A 17,464-nucleotide genomic window follows, 5' to 3' on the forward strand; every position below is an offset into this window, starting at 1 on the left:
CCTGGAGGTGAAAAAAGACGCGGGCAGGACACCCGCGTCGCATGGAAAGACCGGTGCCGGCGCGTCAGCTCGACGGCTTGCGCGCGAGGATCGCCGCGAGTTTCGCGCCGTCGGGGCTGCCGAGGCCCGTGCACGCATCCCAGCCGGACGCGGCCGAAAACGTGCCGTTCGAGCCTTTCGTGATGTCGCGCAGCGCGCCCGGATTCTTGTACAGCACCGGATTGATCCAGCCGGCCGACGCACTCGCCGCCGCGTTGATCCGTGCGATCAGCGCGGCCCACAGCGGCGCGACCGCGCTCGTGCCGCCCATCACCGCGGCCGTGCCGGCGACCGACACCTCGTAGCCCGTCTGCGGCGATGCATCGCCGGCAACATCGGGCACGCCGCGCTTCGCGAGCGGCGTGCTGCTGCCGTCGGCCCGCGTGACGGCGAGCCCCTGCTGCCACGCCGGCAGGTCGAACAGCGTGCTGACGCCGCCGCCGCCCGCGCCGCCGCCGGCTGCCTCGTCGTTCCACGTGACTTCGCTGCGAATGCCCTGCCCCGGCAGCGCATCGAGCTGCGTGCCGCCGCAGCCGAGCACGTACGGGCTCGACGCGGGGAAGTCGACGTGATCGGTACCGTCCTGCAGCCCGTCGCCGGAGCCGCTGTCGCCCGACGCCGCGCACACGGTGACGCCCTGCGCGGCGGCGGCCTGCAGCACGCGGTTGAACGCCTGCGCCGACTGCGCCTGCCAGATCGCTTCCGGCCCGCCCCAGCTGATCGAGATCACCGACGGCCGGTTGGTCTTGTCGCTGACGGCCGCGTTGACGGCCTGGATGAAGCCCGCGTCGCTGTTCGGTGCGAAGTAGACGGCGATCTTCGCGGCCGGTGCGATCGCGCCGGCGATCTCGATGTCGAGCGCGACTTCGCCGTCCGGGCCGTTCGCGTCGCCGGTCGGCGCATTGCGGCCGGTGCCGACGTTCACGTCGACGAGCGTCGGCGGCGTGGTGATTCCGAGCCCGCGGAAATACTGCTGGATGTCGGCCGCGCGATAGCCGCCGCCCAGCTCGACGATCGCGATGCATTGCCCGGCGCCGTCGCCGGCCGGAAAGCCGTACAGCGACGCCAGCTGGACCGGCGTGAACGTGACGCCGGTCGCGCCGCGCGCGGGCTGGAACGGCGGACGCAGCCGGAAATGCGGCCGCGCCTGCGGGCGGCTGTCGAGGCCGAGCACGGCCGTGACGGCCTCGCCGAGTTCGTCCGGCAGCGCGATCGGGCCCGAGCGGCCGCGATACTGGCCGATCGAGCGATGCTCGAAACGCTCGAGCTTCACGCTGAACGCCGCTTCGAACTGCTGGATCGAGCCGGACAGCACGACGACGCTTTCGACCGGATCGACGCGATCGACCGTGAGCTGGTGACGGCGCGCGAAGTCCTCGGTCTTGCGGATGTCGTCGGGATTGGCGGAGAAACGCTGCGCGAACGCTTCGCGCGACAACGGTTTCGCCTGTGCGTCGCCGGTGGCGAGCTGGTGGACCAACGTATCGAGTTGCCCTTCTTCCTGCCGCCGCAACATGATCGTGACGTGGATGCGTTCTGCCGGATCGCACGGGCCGAGGCACTTGGACTCGGCGACGATTCGGGGTTCACGGTCGGCGTGAAGATGCCTTGCCATGTTCAGACCCTCCTTGGTACCGCGTTGCACGGAACAGCCAGGAAATCGGACATAGCCGGCGGAAGTCGGTTCCGTTCGGTCAGTCGGTTCGCGATTGCGCGAAGTTGAAGGAAGTTTAGATCAGTCAGACGATTTGCGCGCACGCCCTTCTGCCCCAAGGCATGCGCGCGAAGGCCGGCATTGCACGCGGCCCGCGTTCGGTCGCGCATCGCTGTCGCGCGGCCGGTCGACCCGCACGGCAGCGATGCGATGAAGCGGCTCAATCCATCGACAGGCGCAGCGCGAAGCCGATCAGCGCGGCGGAAAACGTCCAGCGCTGGACCGTCTGCGCGAGCGGATGCGCGCGCATCCACGCCGCGATACGCGACGCGCCGAACACGCATGCGAGGTCGAAACACACGCCGGCCGCGACCAGCAGCCCGCCGAGCTCGAACATCTGCCACACGACGGGCCCGGCCTCGGGCCGCACGAACTGCGGCAGCAGCACCGAGCAGAACAGCAGCGCCTTCGGATTCAGCAGGTTCGTCAGCAGCCCCTTGAAGAACGACTGCCGCAGTTCGCCCGGCGCCGCCGCGTCGCCGTCGCCGAGCGCGAACACCGGCGAGCGGAACACCTGGATCGCGACGTAGGCGAGATACAGCGCGCCGCCGTAGCGGATCGCTTCGTACAGCCACGGCGCGCTGCGGATCAGCGCCGCGACGCCGCAGGCGGACAGCGTCACGTGCGCGGTGCGCGACAGCGACAGGCCGGCCGCCGCCGCCATGCCCGGGCGCACGCCGCGGCCGATGCTGGTCTGCAGCACGAGCGCCATGTCGGGCCCGGGCACCGCGTAGATGGCCGCCAGCGCGGCGAGATAAATCAACAGCAAATGCGTGGAAATCATGGTCTGCCCCCGTCCTCCAATGACGATATGTTGCCGCTGAAGGTGGAGGGATTATTGGCCATCTTTGGCACAGGATTGGCGATCCATAGCGGAATCCGCCACAATCACGGAACCCAGAAAAGGATTCCGCCAACATGACCGAACTCGACAAAACCGATCGCGCGATTCTCGCCGCGGTGCAGCGCGACGGCCGCCTGCCGATCGCGCGCCTCGCCGATGCCGTCGGCCTGTCCGAAACGCCGTGCGCCCGGCGCCTGAAGCGTCTCGAAACCGACGGCTACATCGAGCGCTACCGCGCGCAGCTGTCGCGCCAGGCGCTCGGCTTCGGCGTCGTCGCGTTCGTGCTCGTGCGCTTCGCGACACACGACCGCAAGGTCGCCGACCGGTTCGAACGGGAAGTGCTCGGCATCGAGCGGATCCTCGCGTGCCACAACGTCGCCGGCACGGCCGACTACCTGCTGCAGGTGGTCGCACGCGATCTCGACGACTACGGCACGTTCCTGCGCGACTCGCTGCGGATGCTGCCGGGCGTCACGTCGATCGAATCGGCGCTGTCGTTGCGGGAAGTGAAGCACGATGCGGGGCTGCCGGTGCCGTGATGCCGGCAGTGCGGTGACGCACTCCGGCGTGACACTCGTTCACATTGCCGACGTGGTCCGGCCTCAAACGAACTCACACGACGTCAGGCGACTGATGCGCGCGCTCGAGATCCTCGAGGAACGCTTCGACGAGCGGATCGCCGCGCCCGTCGCGCGCCACCACCATGTGGAACGTGACGTCGTAGTGCAGTTGATCCGGATTGAGCGGCGCCAGCAGCCCCTGCGCGACATAGGGCGCCGCGAAGTGCTGCGGCAGGTAGCCGAGATGATGGCCTGACAGGATCAGCAGCGCGACGGCCTCCATGTTGTCGGCGGTCGCGGTCACGCGATCGGGTGTCGTCGACATCTGCGCCTCCGGCAGCGGATACGAGCGCCAGGCCCACTCGAATCCTGCGACGTCGGCCGGCGTCAGCGCGCCGGCGCGTTCGAACAGCGGATGGCCGCGCCCGCAGTAGGCGACCTGCCGCTCGATGAACAGCGGCGTGTAGTGCAGCGACGGCACGCGATGCCAGAAGTAGCCGACCGCGATCTGGATCTCGCCGCTCAGCAGTTTTTCCTCGAGATCGCCCGGCGCGCGCACCGAGATCGAGAAGCGCACGGCCTCGTCGCGCGTGCGGAACGCGGCGATCGCCTCGGCGATCCGCGCGTTCTGGCTGACCGGCGTATGGCCGATCAGGCCGATGTGCAGCGTGCCGACCAGCTGGCGGTCCATGTGCCGCGCCGCCATCCCGAATTCGTCGAGCGCGGCGAGCAGCTTGCGGCTCATCGCGTGGAACCGCTCGCCTTTCGGCGTGAGCCGGAAGCCGCTGCGGCCGCGCTCGCAGAGCCGGTAGCCGAGCCGCGTCTCGAGCGACGACAGCTGCGCGCTGATCGTCGACTGGCCGACGTTCAGCATCGCCTGCGCGGCCGACACGCCGCCCGCGTCCGTGACCGCGAGAAACACGCGGATCAACCGCAGATCGAGGGTCGACAGATTCCCCAGCACGCTATTCCCCTTTTGTTCCCCTTCCATACATCGATGAAAATCGATGTTTACGTCGATATCTTCGCATTCTTCTTTGCGGCCGGACGCGTAAAACTATGTGCTAGGCCGCGTCGAATGATACGGCAACCCCACATCGGAAGAGACAAGCCCATGAACGACCACACCCATTTCCAGCCGCTCGGCGGCAATGAAATGCCGCGCAGCGGCGGCATCGCGACGATGATGCGCCTGCCGCACGTGGCGAGCGCCGCGGGGCTCGACGCATGTTTCGTCGGCGTGCCGTTCGACCTCGGCACCTCCAACCGCACCGGCGCGCGCTTCGGCCCGCGCCAGATCCGCACCGAATCCGTGCTGCTGCGCCCGTACAACATGGCCACGCGCGCCGCGCCGTTCGATTCGCTGCAGATCGCCGATATCGGCGACGTCGCGATCAACCCGTACAACCTGCACGATTCGATCGCGCGCATCGAAACAGCATACGACGCGATTCTCGAGCACGACTGCAAGCCGATCACGCTCGGCGGCGACCATACGATCGCGCTGCCGATCCTGCGTGCGATCCACCGCAAGCACGGCAAGGTTGCATTGATTCACGTCGATGCACACGCCGACGTGAACGATACGATGATGGGCGAAAAGATCGCGCACGGCACGCCGTTCCGCCGCGCGGTCGAGGAAGGCCTGCTGCACGGCGACAAGGTCACGCAGATCGGCCTGCGCGGCACCGGCTACGCCGCCGAGGATTTCGACTGGTGCCGCGAGCAGGGCTTCCGCGTCGTCCAGGCCGAGGAGTGCTGGAACAAGTCGCTCGCGCCGCTGATGGAAGAAGTGCGCGCACGCATCGGCGACACGCCGGTCTACATCAGCTTCGATATCGACGGCATCGACCCGGCCTATGCGCCGGGCACCGGCACGCCGGAAATCGCGGGCCTCACGGTGCCGCAGGCGCTCGAGATCATCCGGGGCGCGAAGGGGCTGAACATCGTCGGCTGCGATCTCGTCGAAGTCGCGCCGCCGTATGACCCGTTCGGCACCACGGCCCTGCTCGGCGCGAACCTCGCCTACGAGTTGCTGTGCGTGCTGCCCGGCGTCGCATACCGCGACTGATCCCGGCACCCGACCTATTCCAAATCAGAAGAATCCAGAGGAGCGCATAACAGATGGGGACTTCCGTCAAGCAACCGAAGCGGGCGGCGCTCGCTTCGTTCGTCGGCACCACGATCGAGTGGTACGACTTCTATAGCTACGCGACCGCCGCCGCCATCGTCTTCGGGCCGCTGTTCTTTCCCGGTGAAAGCCGATTCGTCAGCCTGCTCGCGTCGTTCGGCTCGTTCGCGGTCGGCTTCTTCGCGCGGCCGCTCGGCGGCGTGATGTTCGGCTATCTCGGCGACCGCTTCGGCCGCAAGCGCTCGCTGCTCGCGACGCTGATGCTGATGGCCGTGTCGACGGTCGCGATCGGCCTGCTGCCGACCCATGCGCAGGCCGGTGTGATCGCACCGATCCTGCTGGTGCTGATGCGCGTGCTGCAAGGCATCGCGGTCGGCGGCGAATGGGGCGGCGCGGTGCTGCTCGCCGGCGAGCATGCGCCCGAAGGCAAGCGCACGTTCTTCGCGTCGTTCGCGCAGCTCGGCAGCGCGAGCGGGCTGATCCTGTCGATGCTCGCGTTCGGCGCGATCAGCACGCTGTCAAAGGACGACATGATGAGCTGGGGCTGGCGCGTGCCGTTCCTCGCAAGCGCCGTGCTGCTGGCGGTCGGCTTCGTGATCCGCGCGAGCGTGTCCGAGTCGCCCGAGTTCGAGGAAGTCAGGAAGAGCGGCAACACCGCGCAAAACCCGGTACGCGAAGCCCTCAAGTACTGGCCGCTGCTGCTGCTCGCGATCGGTGCGAACGTGTACGGGATCGCCGGCGTGTATTTCAGCAACATCTTCATGATCAGCTACGCGACGCAGTTCCTGTCGCTCGACCGGTCGATGGTGCTGCATTGCATGACGATCGTCGCCGTGCTGCAGTTCGTCGTGCAACTCGCCGCCGCGTTCCTCGCACAGCGTTTCGGCACGACGCGCGTCCTGCTGATCACCGGTGCCTGGGCCGCGATCGTGCCGTTCGTGATGCTGCCGCTCGTGCACCTGGGCACGCCGCTGTCGATCACGGTCGGCGTCGGCCTCGCGACGCTCGCGGAATCGGGCTACTACTCGGTGGTCGCCGGCTTCGTCAGCGGCATCTTCATCGCGCGCATCCGCTATACGGCGATCTCGATCGCGTACCAGGTGTGCGGCGCGATCGCCGGCGGTCTCACGCCGCTCGTCGCCACGCTGATCGCACAGAACGCCGCGCCGCAATGGTGGCCGCTCGCGATCCAGTACACGAGCGCCGCCGTGCTGTCGTCGCTGTGCGTGTGGCTGATCTCGCGCCGCGTCAGCATCGACGACGCAGGCGCGCCCGGCAAGGCGGACGAAGCGCTGCCGCGCGGTGTGCGCACCGTGTGATTCCCGCAACGGGCAGGCGCATCGCCTGCCCGTTTTTTTGAGCTGCCCTTCGGCGGCACGCAGCAGGCCCCGCCACCCCGATATACATTGCCTGCCCCGACGGTATCGCGGCGGGCAGGCGCGCGCGGTCGCATCGACGAACCGCGCGCGACCCAGGAGACAACCCGCATGAACCGCCCCGACGCCCTCGAGCTCGGCCGCGCCGAACCGGCCGGCCTCGCGATCGAGCATCACTCGATCGACTACATTCCGGAACCCGAACGCCACGCGAAGCTCGCGAGCCAGGGGCCGTTCTGGTTCCTCGGCAACTTCCATTTCTTCACGATCTCGATCGGCTTCGTCGGGCCCGGCATGGGGCTGTCGGCGGGCTGGACAACGCTCGCCGGCGCGCTCGGCATCATGTTCGGCACGATCTTCATGGCGTTCCACGGCTCGCAGGGGCCGGAGATGGGGCTGCCGCAAATGATCCAGTCGCGCGCGCAGTTCGGCTATCGCGGCGTGATCGTCGCGCTGCTCGCGACGCTGTTCGTGTTCGTCGGCTTCAACGTCGTCAACGTATCGCTGATGGTCGACGGCGTGCACAACGTGTTCGGCATCGACGGCGGCTTCGTCGCGATCGCGGCCGTCGCGATCGGCGCGCTGCTCGCGATCTACGGGCACGACCTGATGCACCGGACCTTCACGTGGGCGCTGATCGCGACGCTGCCGCTCTATGCGCTCGTCACGCTCGCACTCGCGTTCGGTCATGCGGCGCCGGCCGCTGCATCCGCCGCGCCGGCCGTCGCGCCGGGCTTCAACTGGATCGGGTTCGCGACGCAGTTCGCGATCGCCGCCAGCTACAACATCTCGTATGCGCCGTACGTGTCCGACTACTCCCGTTATCTGCCGAAGCACACGAGTCGCGCGAAGCTGATCGCGGTGATCTTCGCCGGTGCGTCGTTGTCGGGTACGTGGATGATCGGGCTCGGCGCATGGCTCGCGCAAAAGCTGCACGCGGCCGACGCGCTGGTCGCAATGAACGACGTCGGCTCGGCGCTCGTGCCGGGCCTCGGCAAGCTGATCGCGATCGTATCGCTGGTCGGTTTCCTGCCGATCATCGCGCTCAATGCGTACAGCGCGATGCTCACCGTGCTGACCGGCATCGATTCGATCGTGCCGATCCGGCCGACGCGCCGCGCGCGCGTCGCGTCGATCGTCGCCATCAGCACCTTCGTCCTCGCGTGCGTGTTCGCGATCCGCGGCAACGGCATCGCACTGCTGCAGACGTTCCTGACGCTGATGCTCTACTTCCTCGTGCCGTGGACCGCGGTGAACCTCGTCGACTATTTCTTCGTACGGCGCGGCCGCTATGCGATCACGCACTTCTTCACGCCGGACGGCCTGTACGGCACGTGGCAACTGCGCGGCATCCTGTCCTACCTGATCGGCTTCGCGGCGATGGTGCCGTTCTTCTACGTGTTCGACGCGGAAGCAAACCGCGAGGTGTTCGTCGGGCCGGTCGCGCGGCTGCTCGGCGGCGTCGACATCGCGTGGCTCGTCGGGCTGGCGGTCGCGGGCGGCGTCTACTGGCTGCTGTCGCGCTCGCTCGACCTCGACCGCGAACGGCGCGTGATCGCGGCAACGCCCGCGCCCGACGCGCCGGCCGCCATGGCGGCGCAGGGAGACGCGCGATGAGCACGATGAACGGCCCGCGCATTCGCATCGTCCAGTCGGCGTTGCGCGACGGCGACGTCGCCGGCAATCTCGCGAAGGCGCTCGCGATCATCGCCGCCGCGCGCGGCGCAACCGACCTCGTCGTGTTCTCCGAAACCTACGCCAGCGGCTTCCCGACGCCCGACGACGTCGCGCAACTGGCCGAGCCGCTCGACGGGCCGTCCGTCACCGCGGTGCGCGACGCCGCGCGCGAGGCGGCGGTCGCCGTCGCGTTCGGCTTCGCGGAACGCGACGGCTCGCGCTTCTTCAACACCGCGCTGCTGATCGATGCGAACGGCGACGTGCTGTTGCGCTACCGGAAGACGCATCTGTACGAATCCGATCTCGGCGTGTTCGAGGCCGGCGACGCGTTTCCGGTCTGCACGTGGCGCGGCATGAAGGTCGGTCTGCTGATCTGCTTCGATCTCGAGTTTCCGGAAACGGCGCGCGCGCTCGCGCATGCCGGAGCCGAACTGATCGTGATCGTCGACGGGATGATGAATCCGTACGGCAACGTGCATCGCCAGATGATCCCGGTGCGCGCGCTGGAAAACCAGCTCTACGTCGCGATGGCGAACCGCGTCGGCGCCGGCGACCGCTACACGTTCAGCGGCACGAGTCTCGTCGCGGCGCCCGACGGCACCTGCGTCGCGGTCGCGCCCGGCGATCGGGAAGCGCTGCTCGATGTCGTGCTCGACCCTGCGGCGGTACATGACGCGCGGGCGGCATTCCGCTACGTCGACCTCGCGTCGGTGCCGCTCGGCGCCGTGACGCGGCGGCATTGACGCGAACGCCCCGGCGCTCGGCCGAGTGCCGGGGCAAGCTCGCCGCGCGACGATCGTGCGGTCACCCCACCCGCGTCATTGCATACGACTGCGCAGCGTCTTCGCGGCGGCGACCATGTTCGTCAGCGCCGGAATCACTTCCGCCCACTGGCGCGTCTTCAGGCCGCAGTCCGGATTCACCCACAGGCGTTCCGCCGGAATCCGCTCGGCCGCCTTCTTCATCAGGCCGACGATGTGATCCTGCGTCGGGATGTTCGGCGAGTGGATGTCGTACACGCCCGGACCGATCTCGTTCGGATACCTGAAGCTGTCGAACGCGTCGAGCAATTCCATGTCGGAGCGCGACGTCTCGATCGTGATCACGTCCGCGTCCATGTCGGCGATCGACGCGATGATGTCGTTGAACTCCGAATAGCACATGTGCGTATGGATCTGCGTCTCGTCCCGCACGCCGTTCGCGGTGATGCGGAACGACTCGACCGCCCACCTCAGGTACTCGCCCCATTGCGCGCGGCGCAGCGGCAGCCCCTCGCGCAGCGCCGCCTCGTCGATCTGGATCACGCGCACGCCGGCCTTCTCGAGATCGAGCACTTCGTCGCGGATCGCGAGCGCGAGCTGGTAGCACGACACCGAACGCGGCTGGTCGTCGCGCACGAACGACCAGTTCAGGATCGTCACCGGGCCGGTCAGCATGCCCTTCATCGGCTTGTGCGTCAGCGACTGCGCGTACGTGATCCATTCGACCGTCATCGCCTTCGGGCGGCTGATGTCGCCGAACAGGATCGGCGGCTTCACGCAGCGCGAACCGTACGACTGCACCCAGCCGAACTGGCTGAATGCGTAGCCGTCGAGTTGCTCGCCGAAGTATTCGACCATGTCGTTGCGTTCGGCTTCGCCGTGCACCAGCACGTCGAGCTCGAGCGATTCCTGTTCGCGCACGCTGCGCTCGATTTCCGCCTGCATCGCCGCGCGGTAGCCGGCTTCGTCCAGTGCGCCGGCCTTGAACAGGCTGCGCGCCTGGCGGATCTCCGCGGTCTGCGGGAACGAGCCGATCGTCGTCGTCGGGAACGCCGGCAGGTTCAGGCGCGCCGACTGCTTCGGCGCGCGCGCCGTATAGGGGCTCACGCGATTGCCGAGCTGCGCGTCGATGCGCGCGATCGCGGCCTTCACCGCCGGGTTGTTCACGCGCGGCGAGCGGCGGCGCGAATCGATCGCGGCCGCGTTCGCCGCGAGCGCGTCGGCCACCTTGTCGCGGCCTTGGTTCAGCGCGGTCGCGAGCACCTTCAGTTCGTCGAGCTTCTGCAGCGCGAACGCGAGCCACGAACGGATCTCCGCGTCGAGCTTCTCCTCGCTCGCGAGATCGACCGGCACGTGCAGCAGCGAGCACGACGGCGCGAGCCACAGGCGATCGCCCAGTTGCTTCGCGAGCGGCTCGAGCCAGTCGAGCGTCGCATTCAGGTCCGTCTTCCAGATGTTGCGGCCGTTGATCGCGCCCACCGACAGCACGCGGTCGGCCGGTAGTTCGCGCACGAGTGCCTCGATTTCGTCGCGGGCGTTGCTCGCGTCGATATGCAGGCCGTCGACCGGCAGCGAGGCCGCGAGCGTCAGGTTGTCCTGAAGCTGGCCGAAGTACGTCGCGAGCAGCAGCTTGATGCGGCGCGTCTCAAGCGCGTCGTATGCGGTGCGCAGCGCCTGGCGCCATTCGGCGTCGAGCTCGGTCACGAGGATCGGTTCGTCGATCTGCACCCATTCGACGCCCTGCGCGGTCAGCGTGTCGAGCAGCGCGCCATATACCGGCAGCAGCTTCGGCAGCAGCGCGAGGCGATCGGATTCGTCCTTCGCCTTGCCCAGCCACAGATACGTGACGGGGCCGAGGATCACCGGCTTCGCGGCGACGCCCTGCGCCTGCGCTTCCGCCAGTTGCTGGAGCAGGCGCGACGGATCGAGCGAGAAGTTCGTATCCGCATGGAATTCCGGGACGATGTAGTGATAGTTCGTGTCGAACCACTTCGTCATTTCACCGGCCGCGACACCGCCGCAGCACGCCGCATGCTCTTGCGCCGACTGCGCCGAGCGGCCGCGCGCGACACGGAAATAGTTGTCGAGCGCATCGCCATGGAAGTCCTGCACGCGCTTCGGCAGGTTGCCGAGCGTGAAGCTCATGTCGAGCACCTGGTCGTAGAACGCGAAATCGCCGATCGGGGCGAGATCGAGGTCGCGCTGGTCGTTCCAGTGGCGCTGGCGGAGTTCAGCGCCGAGTGCCTTCAGTTCGTCGCGCGACGATTCGCCCTTCCAGTAGCGTTCGAGACCGAACTTGAGTTCGCGCTTCGCGCCGATGCGCGGAAAACCGAGGTTGTGTGTCGTAACCATGAAGCTGCCGTCCTGAAGAAATAGTCGATCCGGCAGCCATCATAGGGATTTCATCCCATGAAATAAAATGGCATTATTTCATTCATCCATTAAATCTGTTCATGTATCTGTTGAGCACGCGATATCCATGCTGGAACGATTTCATCTCGTCGTGATCCGCGAAGTCGAGCGCCAGGGCTCGCTGACCGCGGCCGCCAATACGCTGCATCTCACGCAATCGGCGCTCAGCCATACCGTCCGGAAAATCGAGCAGCAGCTCGGCACGCCGATCTGGGACCGGGAAGGACGCGGCCTGCGGCTCACGCAGGGCGGGCAGTATCTGCTGAAGCTGGCGAACCGGCTGCTGCCGCAGTTCGAACTCGCCGAGGAGCGGATGAAGCAGTACGCGAAGGGCGAGCGCGGCACGCTGCGCATCGGGATGGAGTGCCATCCGTGCTACCAGTGGCTGCTGAAGGTCGTGTCGCCGTACCTGTCGCGCTGGCCGGACGTCGACGTCGACGTGAAGCAGCGCTTCCAGTTCGGCGGCATCGGCGCGCTGTTCGGCCATGACATCGACGTGCTCGTGACACCCGATCCGCTGAACAGGCCGGGCCTGCGCTTCGATCCCGTGTTCGATTACGAGCAGGTGCTGGTGGTCGCGGACGCGCACCGCTTCGCGAATGCCGACTACGTGACGCCCGAGCAGCTGACCGACGAGGTCCTGATCACCTACCCGGTCGAGACCGACCGGCTCGACATCTACAACCAGTTCCTGACGCCGGCCGGCATCGTGCCGCGGCGTCACAAGTCGATCGAGACGACCGACATCATGCTGCAGATGGTGGCGAGCGGGCGCGGCGTGGCCGCGCTGCCGAGATGGCTTGCCGATGAATACGCGGACCGGATGCCGGTCGTGCCGGTCAAGCTCGGCAAGAAGGGGATCGCGAAACAGATCTTTCTCGGCATCCGCGAGGCGGAGGCATCGATCGACTATCTGGCCGCATTCGTCGCGCTGGCGCGCGAATCGACGTGGAGCGCGCCGCGCATGCTGCGCTAGCCACGCTCCGCATGCCGGTGCGCGGGCTCGTGTTCACTATATGGATGACGACGCGAGCCGGCACGACATGACGCGCCTCGACGTGACGGCGCCATTCTCTTACACGTCTGTAAGACGATGATTCGACGTCCAGACTGTCATCAAACTGACTGCCAGCGAAAGCTAGGATCGGACACGGTTCCCTTGCGAGATGCCGTCATGAATCAACCTGCTTCGTCCGCACCGAACAATTCGGGTTCCGTCGAACGCACCAGGCAGGTCGGCTATGCCGTCTTCCTGCTGGTGCTCGCGCTCGGCGCGATCTATATCGCCACGCACCTGATCGACGATCTGTCGCCGGTCCGCGAAGGATCCCTGTTCCCTTACCTGATGCTCGGCGCCGCGCTGCTGATCGCGCTCGGCTTCGAATTCGTCAACGGCTTCCACGACACCGCGAACGCCGTCGCCACCGTGATCTATACCCACTCGCTGACGCCCAACGTCGCGGTGATCTGGTCCGGCATGTGGAACTTCCTCGGCGTGATGGTCTCGAGCGGCGCCGTCGCGTTCGGCATCCTGCAGTTGCTGCCGGTCGAACTGATCCTGCAGGTCGGCAGCGGCGCAGGCTTCGCGATGGTGTTCGCGCTGCTGATCGCCGCGATCGTGTGGAACCTCGCGACCTGGTATTTCGGGTTGCCGTCGTCGAGCTCGCATACGCTGATCGGGTCGATCATCGGCGTCGGTCTGATGAACCAGATGATGCACGGGCCGTCGGGCACGAGCGGCGTCGACTGGGGCCAGGCGCTCGGCGTCGGCAAGTCGCTGCTGTTCTCGCCGATCGTCGGCTTTCTGTGTGCGGCACTGCTGCTGCTCGTGCTGAAGGCGCTGGTGCGGATTCCGGAGCTGTACAAGGAGCCGCCGAAGGATCAGCCGCCGCCGTTCTGGATCCGCTGCCTGCTGATCCTGACCTGCACGGGCGTGTCGTTCGCGCACGGGTCGAACGACGGGCAGAAAGGGATGGGCCTCATCATGCTGATCCTGATCGGCACGGTGCCGACCGCGTATGCGCTGAACAAGGCCGTCACGCCGGCCGAAACGCAGACCTTCGTTGCCGTCGCGAATCAGGCCGCCGCGACGTTCGGAAAGTACACGAACGGCGTCGCGCCGTCCGCGAACCCGCGCGCCGACGTCGAACACTACGTGCAGCGTCGCGAACTCACGCCCGCCGTGCTGCCGGCCGTGCAGCAGCTGTCCACGTCGCTCGCGACCGCGGTCGGCGCGTCGGGTTCGATGGCCGCGGTGCCGCAACGCGACGTCGACAACGTGCGCAACACGATGTATCTGGTGTCCGAAGCCATTCGCCTGATCGAGAAGTCGGGGCAGCCCGCGTTCGCCGCCGACGACAAGCTCGCGATCGACAACTATCGCAAGCAGCTCGACCACGCGACCAAGTTCATTCCGACGTGGGTGAAGGTCGCCGTCGCGATCGCGCTGGGCCTCGGCACGATGGTCGGCTGGAAGCGGATCGTCGTGACCGTCGGGGAGAAAATCGGCAAGCAGCATTTGACGTATGGGCAGGGCGCGTCGGCCGAACTCGTCGCGATGCTGACGATCGGCGCCGCCGACGTGTACGGGCTGCCCGTGTCGACGACACACGTGCTGTCGTCGGGTGTCGCGGGCACGATGGCGGCGAACGGATCCGGGCTGCAGTGGAGCACGGTGCGCAGCCTCGTGCTCGCGTGGGTGCTGACGCTGCCCGCGTCGATCGTGCTGGCAGGCGGGCTCTATTGGTTGTTCCGGTCGGTGGCTTGATCGCGGAAACGGCGGGGGACCGGTGAGAACCGGCCGCCTGTCGTAGAAAGGTCCGCCGTCGTCTCTGCGTCTCTGCGTCTCTGTGTCTCTCCGCTCTCCGCTCTGCGCTTCTGCGCTTCTGCGCTTCTGCGCTTCTGCGCTCCGACACGTCGCGGCATTCGATGCGTCCGTGCCGCGCCCTGCCCTTTCCCCCTTCCGAATTGGAGCGCAAGATCTGGAGCGCGCCGGCACACGGACGCCGCTAGACTGGGTTCATCAACTTTCATCGTGGCTTCAACCGTGCACGCGACGCTTGCGAGTAGTCCGCGCGATCGTACGGCGCCACACTGCTGACGAACCGAGGGATGCCCGTGAATATCGCCGATCTTCAACCTGCCGTCGAATCGCCGGACATCGCGCGACGCGTCGACGCAATCGACTGGCCGACCGTCGATGTCGAGCTCGATCGCTACGGATGTGCGCGTGTCCCGAGCCTGATCTCCGCAAGCGAGTGCGATGCGCTCGCCTCGCTCTATCCTCGGGATGCGCTCTATCGTTCACGCGTCGTGATGGCACGGCACGGGTTCGGGCGCGGCGAATACAAGTACTTCGCGTACCCGCTGCCCGCGGTCGTCGCCAAGCTGCGCGCGACGCTGTACCCGCATCTCGCGCCAATCGCGAATCGCTGGAACCAGGCACTCGGGATCGACGTCCGCTATCCGAAAGAGCACACGACATTCCTCGATCGCTGCCACGCGGCGGGACAAATACGCCCGACGCCGCTGATCCTGCAATACGGGCCTGACGACTACAACTGTCTCCATCAGGACCTGTACGGCGAGCATGTCTTTCCGCTCCAGGTCGCGATCCTGCTGTCGGCACCTGGGCGGGATTTCACGGGCGGCGAGTTCGTGCTGACGGAACAGCGGCCACGCATGCAGTCACGCGCGGAAGTGGTGCCGCTCATGCAAGGCGACGCGGTGATCTTCGCCGTGCACGGCAGGCCCGTACAAGGAACGCGCGGCGTCTACCGTGTCAACTTGCGCCACGGCGTAAGCAGAATCCGCAGCGGCCACCGCCACACGGTCGGCATTATCTTCCATGACGCGCAGTGACGGCCCGCGTAGCGAGCATGACTGTCGTGCCATTCGGCACGCGGATGGGTTCGCGCAACGGCTACCGCGCATCATTGCTCGAGGCTCGCTGTACCGTGGCATCGCCGCACGGTCTGCTCATCGCCGGCAGCAACGGATGACGGGTTACGCTCTCCGTCAGACGATCGTGGAAATGACGGATCGCCGTTTCAAGTGAGCGCTAAAAGATCGGAGCCCTTACCTGCCGCGACGCCAATGCAACGAGCGATCCGGCCTACCCGCGGGCCACATTCGCCCGCAGGCGATCGCCGGCATTGGAAGCCAGCCGCGCATAGCCCGGCAACGTCAGCAGCGCGAGCACGCCCGCCGCAACGAACGCCCAGCGAAAATCGTCGAGTGCGTAGTGCATGCCGGCCGCGTCGCCACGCACCAACGCCGCGAGTCGCAGCGACAACGCACCGAATGCGATCCCCATCCCGATCGTCATCTGCTGCGCCGCGCTCCACAGCGTGCTGGCCGCGCTGGTCTGCCGGGCCGGGATATCCGCATACGCCAGCGTCGCGAGCGTCGTGAACTGCATCGACCGCGTGAGCCCGTAGACGAATACGACGAACAGCGTGATCGCCAGCGGCGTCGATGCGGTCAGCCAGCCGCACGCGATCGTGAAGATGCCGACGATCGTCACGTCGACGAGCGCGACGCGCCGGAAGCCGAAGCGGTCGAGGATCCACGACGTTCCCGCCTTCATCCCGAGATTGCCGAGCGCGCTCGCGAGCAGCAGCAGGCCGGACTGGAACGGCGACAGCCCGAAGCCGATCTGGAACAGGAGCGGCAGCAGATACGGCACGGCGTTGATCGCCATCCGCGTGATCGAGCCGGTGATCACCGTCACCGAGAACGTCGGCACCTTCAGCGTCGTGAAATCGAGCAGCGGATGCGCGCAGCGTTGCGCGTGCATCCACGCGGCGATGCCGAACAGCACGCTCGCGCCCACCAGAATGCCCGCGCGCGTGAAGTCGACGTCCTGCTGGCCGGCCGCTTCGGTGCCGATCAGCAGACAGGTCAGCGCTCCGCCGGCCAGCACGAAGCCGACCCAGTCGAGCGGCCGTTGCTCGTCGGCCCGCGTGTTCCGGACGATCAGCCAGGTACAGACCAGCGCAGCGATGCCGAACGGGACATTCAACAGGAAGATCCATCGCCATGACGCGTAGGTCGTGATGAAGCCGCCGATCGGCGGCCCGACGACCGGCGCGACGATGCCCGGCCACGTGATCGTTGCGATCGCACGCATCAGCCTGCCCTTCTCCGTGCTGCGCACGACGATCATCCGTCCGACCGGCACCATCATCGCCCCGCCGACACCCTGCAGCAGGCGCGCGGCCGTGAACGTCACCACGCCCTCGGACAGCCCGCACAGCACCGACGCGCCGGTAAAGACGAAGATGGCCGTGGCGAACACCGTGCGCGAACCATAGCGATCCGCGATCCAGCCGCTGATCGGGATGAACACCGCGAGCGCCAGCATGTAGGCCGTCATCCCGAGGCTCAGCGCGTTCGGCCCGACGCCGAACGAGCGCGCCATCTGCGGCAGCGCGGTCGCGATCACGGTCGTGTCGAGGTACTCCATGAAGAACGTTGCGGCGACGAGATACGGCAAGAAGTCGGTCGTCCGACCACCTTGGGCAGGGCTGTCAGTCATGAACGGTGCAGGAGACGGGATGCGAAGGACGCCGAGTGGCGGCAGATGCAAATGCGCGCCGGGAATCGGGACGAGTGGCGATATTAACCTGAAGGGCCGGTTGTCCGCTTTGTCGGACCTGTCGCGCAAATGGACTTTATGCGCATAGATTTTTATGACGATATCGTACTGCGTTCGCCGAATGGCGCACACGATCAGGTCGATCGCGACACGTCGAGGGATCGGCTCAAGCGGGCGGTTCGCCGGAAGGCGGCATTCATCGACAATCACCGATCAACGTCGCCCATCGTCACTCATCACGACGCCATCGCAGAATGCATCGACATTGACTGGACGCTGACTGAGGGCGGATTGATCTGATCAGATCTGGAAAATGATGCGCCAGGAGATCTCGGTAGTGCACGGTGGCGC

The 17,464-nt window shown here is 66.8% G+C and carries 14 protein-coding genes; 9 read left to right on the forward strand and 5 right to left on the reverse strand.

The genetic code is table 11. The features are described 5' to 3' along the window. Positions 1-64: 64 nt before the first annotated feature. Positions 65-1,654: a S53 family peptidase gene (locus U5771_RS25660; RefSeq protein WP_322026561.1), complete on the reverse strand. Its 1,590-nt coding sequence runs from the start codon at positions 1,652-1,654 to the stop codon at positions 65-67. A gap of 259 nt (positions 1,655-1,913) precedes the next feature. Then, positions 1,914-2,537 carry a LysE family translocator gene (locus U5771_RS25665; protein WP_322026562.1) on the reverse strand — a complete coding sequence of 208 codons (624 nt, stop codon included), beginning with the start codon at positions 2,535-2,537 and terminating at the stop codon, positions 1,914-1,916. Between the two features lie 134 nt (positions 2,538-2,671). Between U5771_RS25665 and U5771_RS25670 the strand changes: the two genes are divergently transcribed. Further along, the gene (locus U5771_RS25670) at positions 2,672-3,136 is read left to right on the forward strand and encodes an Lrp/AsnC family transcriptional regulator (RefSeq protein ID WP_322026563.1); all 465 of its coding nucleotides are present in this window, start codon (positions 2,672-2,674) and stop codon (positions 3,134-3,136) included. A 73-nt stretch (positions 3,137-3,209) separates the two neighbouring features. On the opposite strand, the gene U5771_RS25675 is transcribed toward U5771_RS25670, so the two are convergent. Further along, positions 3,210-4,121 (reverse strand): LysR family transcriptional regulator, encoded by a 912-nt coding sequence (locus U5771_RS25675; protein ID WP_322026564.1) that lies wholly within the window; start codon positions 4,119-4,121, stop codon positions 3,210-3,212. Positions 4,122-4,271: 150 nt separating this feature from the next. On the opposite strand from U5771_RS25675, the gene speB reads away from it, so the two are divergent. From speB to U5771_RS25695, 4 genes are all read left to right on the forward strand, one after another. Continuing rightward, positions 4,272-5,228, forward strand: a complete 957-nt coding sequence (gene speB / locus U5771_RS25680) for an agmatinase (RefSeq protein WP_322026565.1) — start codon at positions 4,272-4,274, stop codon at positions 5,226-5,228. A gap of 53 nt (positions 5,229-5,281) precedes the next feature. Further along, positions 5,282-6,607 (forward strand): MFS transporter, encoded by a 1,326-nt coding sequence (locus U5771_RS25685; protein WP_322026566.1) that lies wholly within the window; start codon positions 5,282-5,284, stop codon positions 6,605-6,607. A gap of 168 nt (positions 6,608-6,775) precedes the next feature. Beyond that, positions 6,776-8,281 (forward strand): purine-cytosine permease family protein, encoded by a 1,506-nt coding sequence (locus U5771_RS25690; protein WP_322026567.1) that lies wholly within the window; start codon positions 6,776-6,778, stop codon positions 8,279-8,281. Continuing rightward, positions 8,278-9,084, forward strand: a complete 807-nt coding sequence (locus U5771_RS25695; protein ID WP_322026568.1) for a carbon-nitrogen hydrolase family protein — start codon at positions 8,278-8,280, stop codon at positions 9,082-9,084. The genes U5771_RS25690 and U5771_RS25695 overlap by 4 nt, the downstream gene beginning before the upstream one ends. A 75-nt stretch (positions 9,085-9,159) precedes the next feature. Here U5771_RS25695 and metE read toward each other — a convergent pair whose 3' ends face one another. Beyond that, entirely contained in the window at positions 9,160-11,454 is a 2,295-nt protein-coding gene (metE, locus tag U5771_RS25700) for a 5-methyltetrahydropteroyltriglutamate--homocysteine S-methyltransferase (RefSeq protein ID WP_322026569.1), read from the reverse strand. A gap of 127 nt (positions 11,455-11,581) precedes the next feature. On the opposite strand from metE, the gene U5771_RS25705 reads away from it, so the two are divergent. From U5771_RS25705 to U5771_RS25715, 3 genes are all read left to right on the forward strand, one after another. After that, positions 11,582-12,490 carry a LysR family transcriptional regulator gene (locus tag U5771_RS25705; RefSeq protein WP_322026570.1) on the forward strand — a complete coding sequence of 303 codons (909 nt, stop codon included), beginning with the start codon at positions 11,582-11,584 and terminating at the stop codon, positions 12,488-12,490. Between the two features lie 198 nt (positions 12,491-12,688). Continuing rightward, on the forward strand, positions 12,689-14,281 hold the full coding sequence (locus U5771_RS25710) for an inorganic phosphate transporter (RefSeq protein ID WP_322026571.1): 1,593 nt from the start codon (positions 12,689-12,691) through the stop codon (positions 14,279-14,281). Between the two features lie 350 nt (positions 14,282-14,631). Next, complete coding sequence (locus U5771_RS25715) at positions 14,632-15,375, forward strand: 2OG-Fe(II) oxygenase (protein WP_322026576.1); 744 nt, start codon at positions 14,632-14,634, stop codon at positions 15,373-15,375. 253 nt (positions 15,376-15,628) lie between these two features. Here the strand turns inward: U5771_RS25715 and U5771_RS25720 are convergent, their stop codons facing one another. Next, positions 15,629-17,053, reverse strand: coding sequence for a DHA2 family efflux MFS transporter permease subunit (locus U5771_RS25720; RefSeq protein ID WP_322026572.1), 1,425 nt, complete (start codon positions 17,051-17,053; stop codon positions 15,629-15,631). Between the two features lie 129 nt (positions 17,054-17,182). On the opposite strand from U5771_RS25720, the gene U5771_RS25725 reads away from it, so the two are divergent. Further along, a complete protein-coding gene (locus U5771_RS25725; protein WP_322026573.1) occupies positions 17,183-17,413 on the forward strand; it encodes a hypothetical protein in 231 nt (76 codons plus the stop codon). Positions 17,414-17,464 lie beyond the last annotated feature (51 nt).

This window comes from Burkholderia sp. BCC1977, from assembly GCF_905339595.1.
In the GTDB taxonomy this organism is placed as follows: domain Bacteria; phylum Pseudomonadota; class Gammaproteobacteria; order Burkholderiales; family Burkholderiaceae; genus Burkholderia.

Coding starts and splice junctions, on each gene's coding strand:
- U5771_RS25660 (WP_322026561.1), bottom strand. CDS start 1,654: ATGGCAAGGCATCTTCACGCCGACCGTGAACCCCGAATCGTCGCCGAG.
- U5771_RS25665 (WP_322026562.1), bottom strand. CDS start 2,537: ATGATTTCCACGCATTTGCTGTTGATTTATCTCGCCGCGCTGGCGGCC.
- U5771_RS25670 (WP_322026563.1), top strand. CDS start 2,672: ATGACCGAACTCGACAAAACCGATCGCGCGATTCTCGCCGCGGTGCAG.
- speB (WP_322026565.1), top strand. CDS start 4,272: ATGAACGACCACACCCATTTCCAGCCGCTCGGCGGCAATGAAATGCCG.
- U5771_RS25685 (WP_322026566.1), top strand. CDS start 5,282: ATGGGGACTTCCGTCAAGCAACCGAAGCGGGCGGCGCTCGCTTCGTTC.
- U5771_RS25690 (WP_322026567.1), top strand. CDS start 6,776: ATGAACCGCCCCGACGCCCTCGAGCTCGGCCGCGCCGAACCGGCCGGC.
- U5771_RS25695 (WP_322026568.1), top strand. CDS start 8,278: ATGAGCACGATGAACGGCCCGCGCATTCGCATCGTCCAGTCGGCGTTG.
- metE (WP_322026569.1), bottom strand. CDS start 11,454: ATGGTTACGACACACAACCTCGGTTTTCCGCGCATCGGCGCGAAGCGC.
- U5771_RS25705 (WP_322026570.1), top strand. CDS start 11,582: ATGCTGGAACGATTTCATCTCGTCGTGATCCGCGAAGTCGAGCGCCAG.
- U5771_RS25710 (WP_322026571.1), top strand. CDS start 12,689: ATGAATCAACCTGCTTCGTCCGCACCGAACAATTCGGGTTCCGTCGAA.
- U5771_RS25720 (WP_322026572.1), bottom strand. CDS start 17,053: ATGACTGACAGCCCTGCCCAAGGTGGTCGGACGACCGACTTCTTGCCG.
- U5771_RS25725 (WP_322026573.1), top strand. CDS start 17,183: ATGGACTTTATGCGCATAGATTTTTATGACGATATCGTACTGCGTTCG.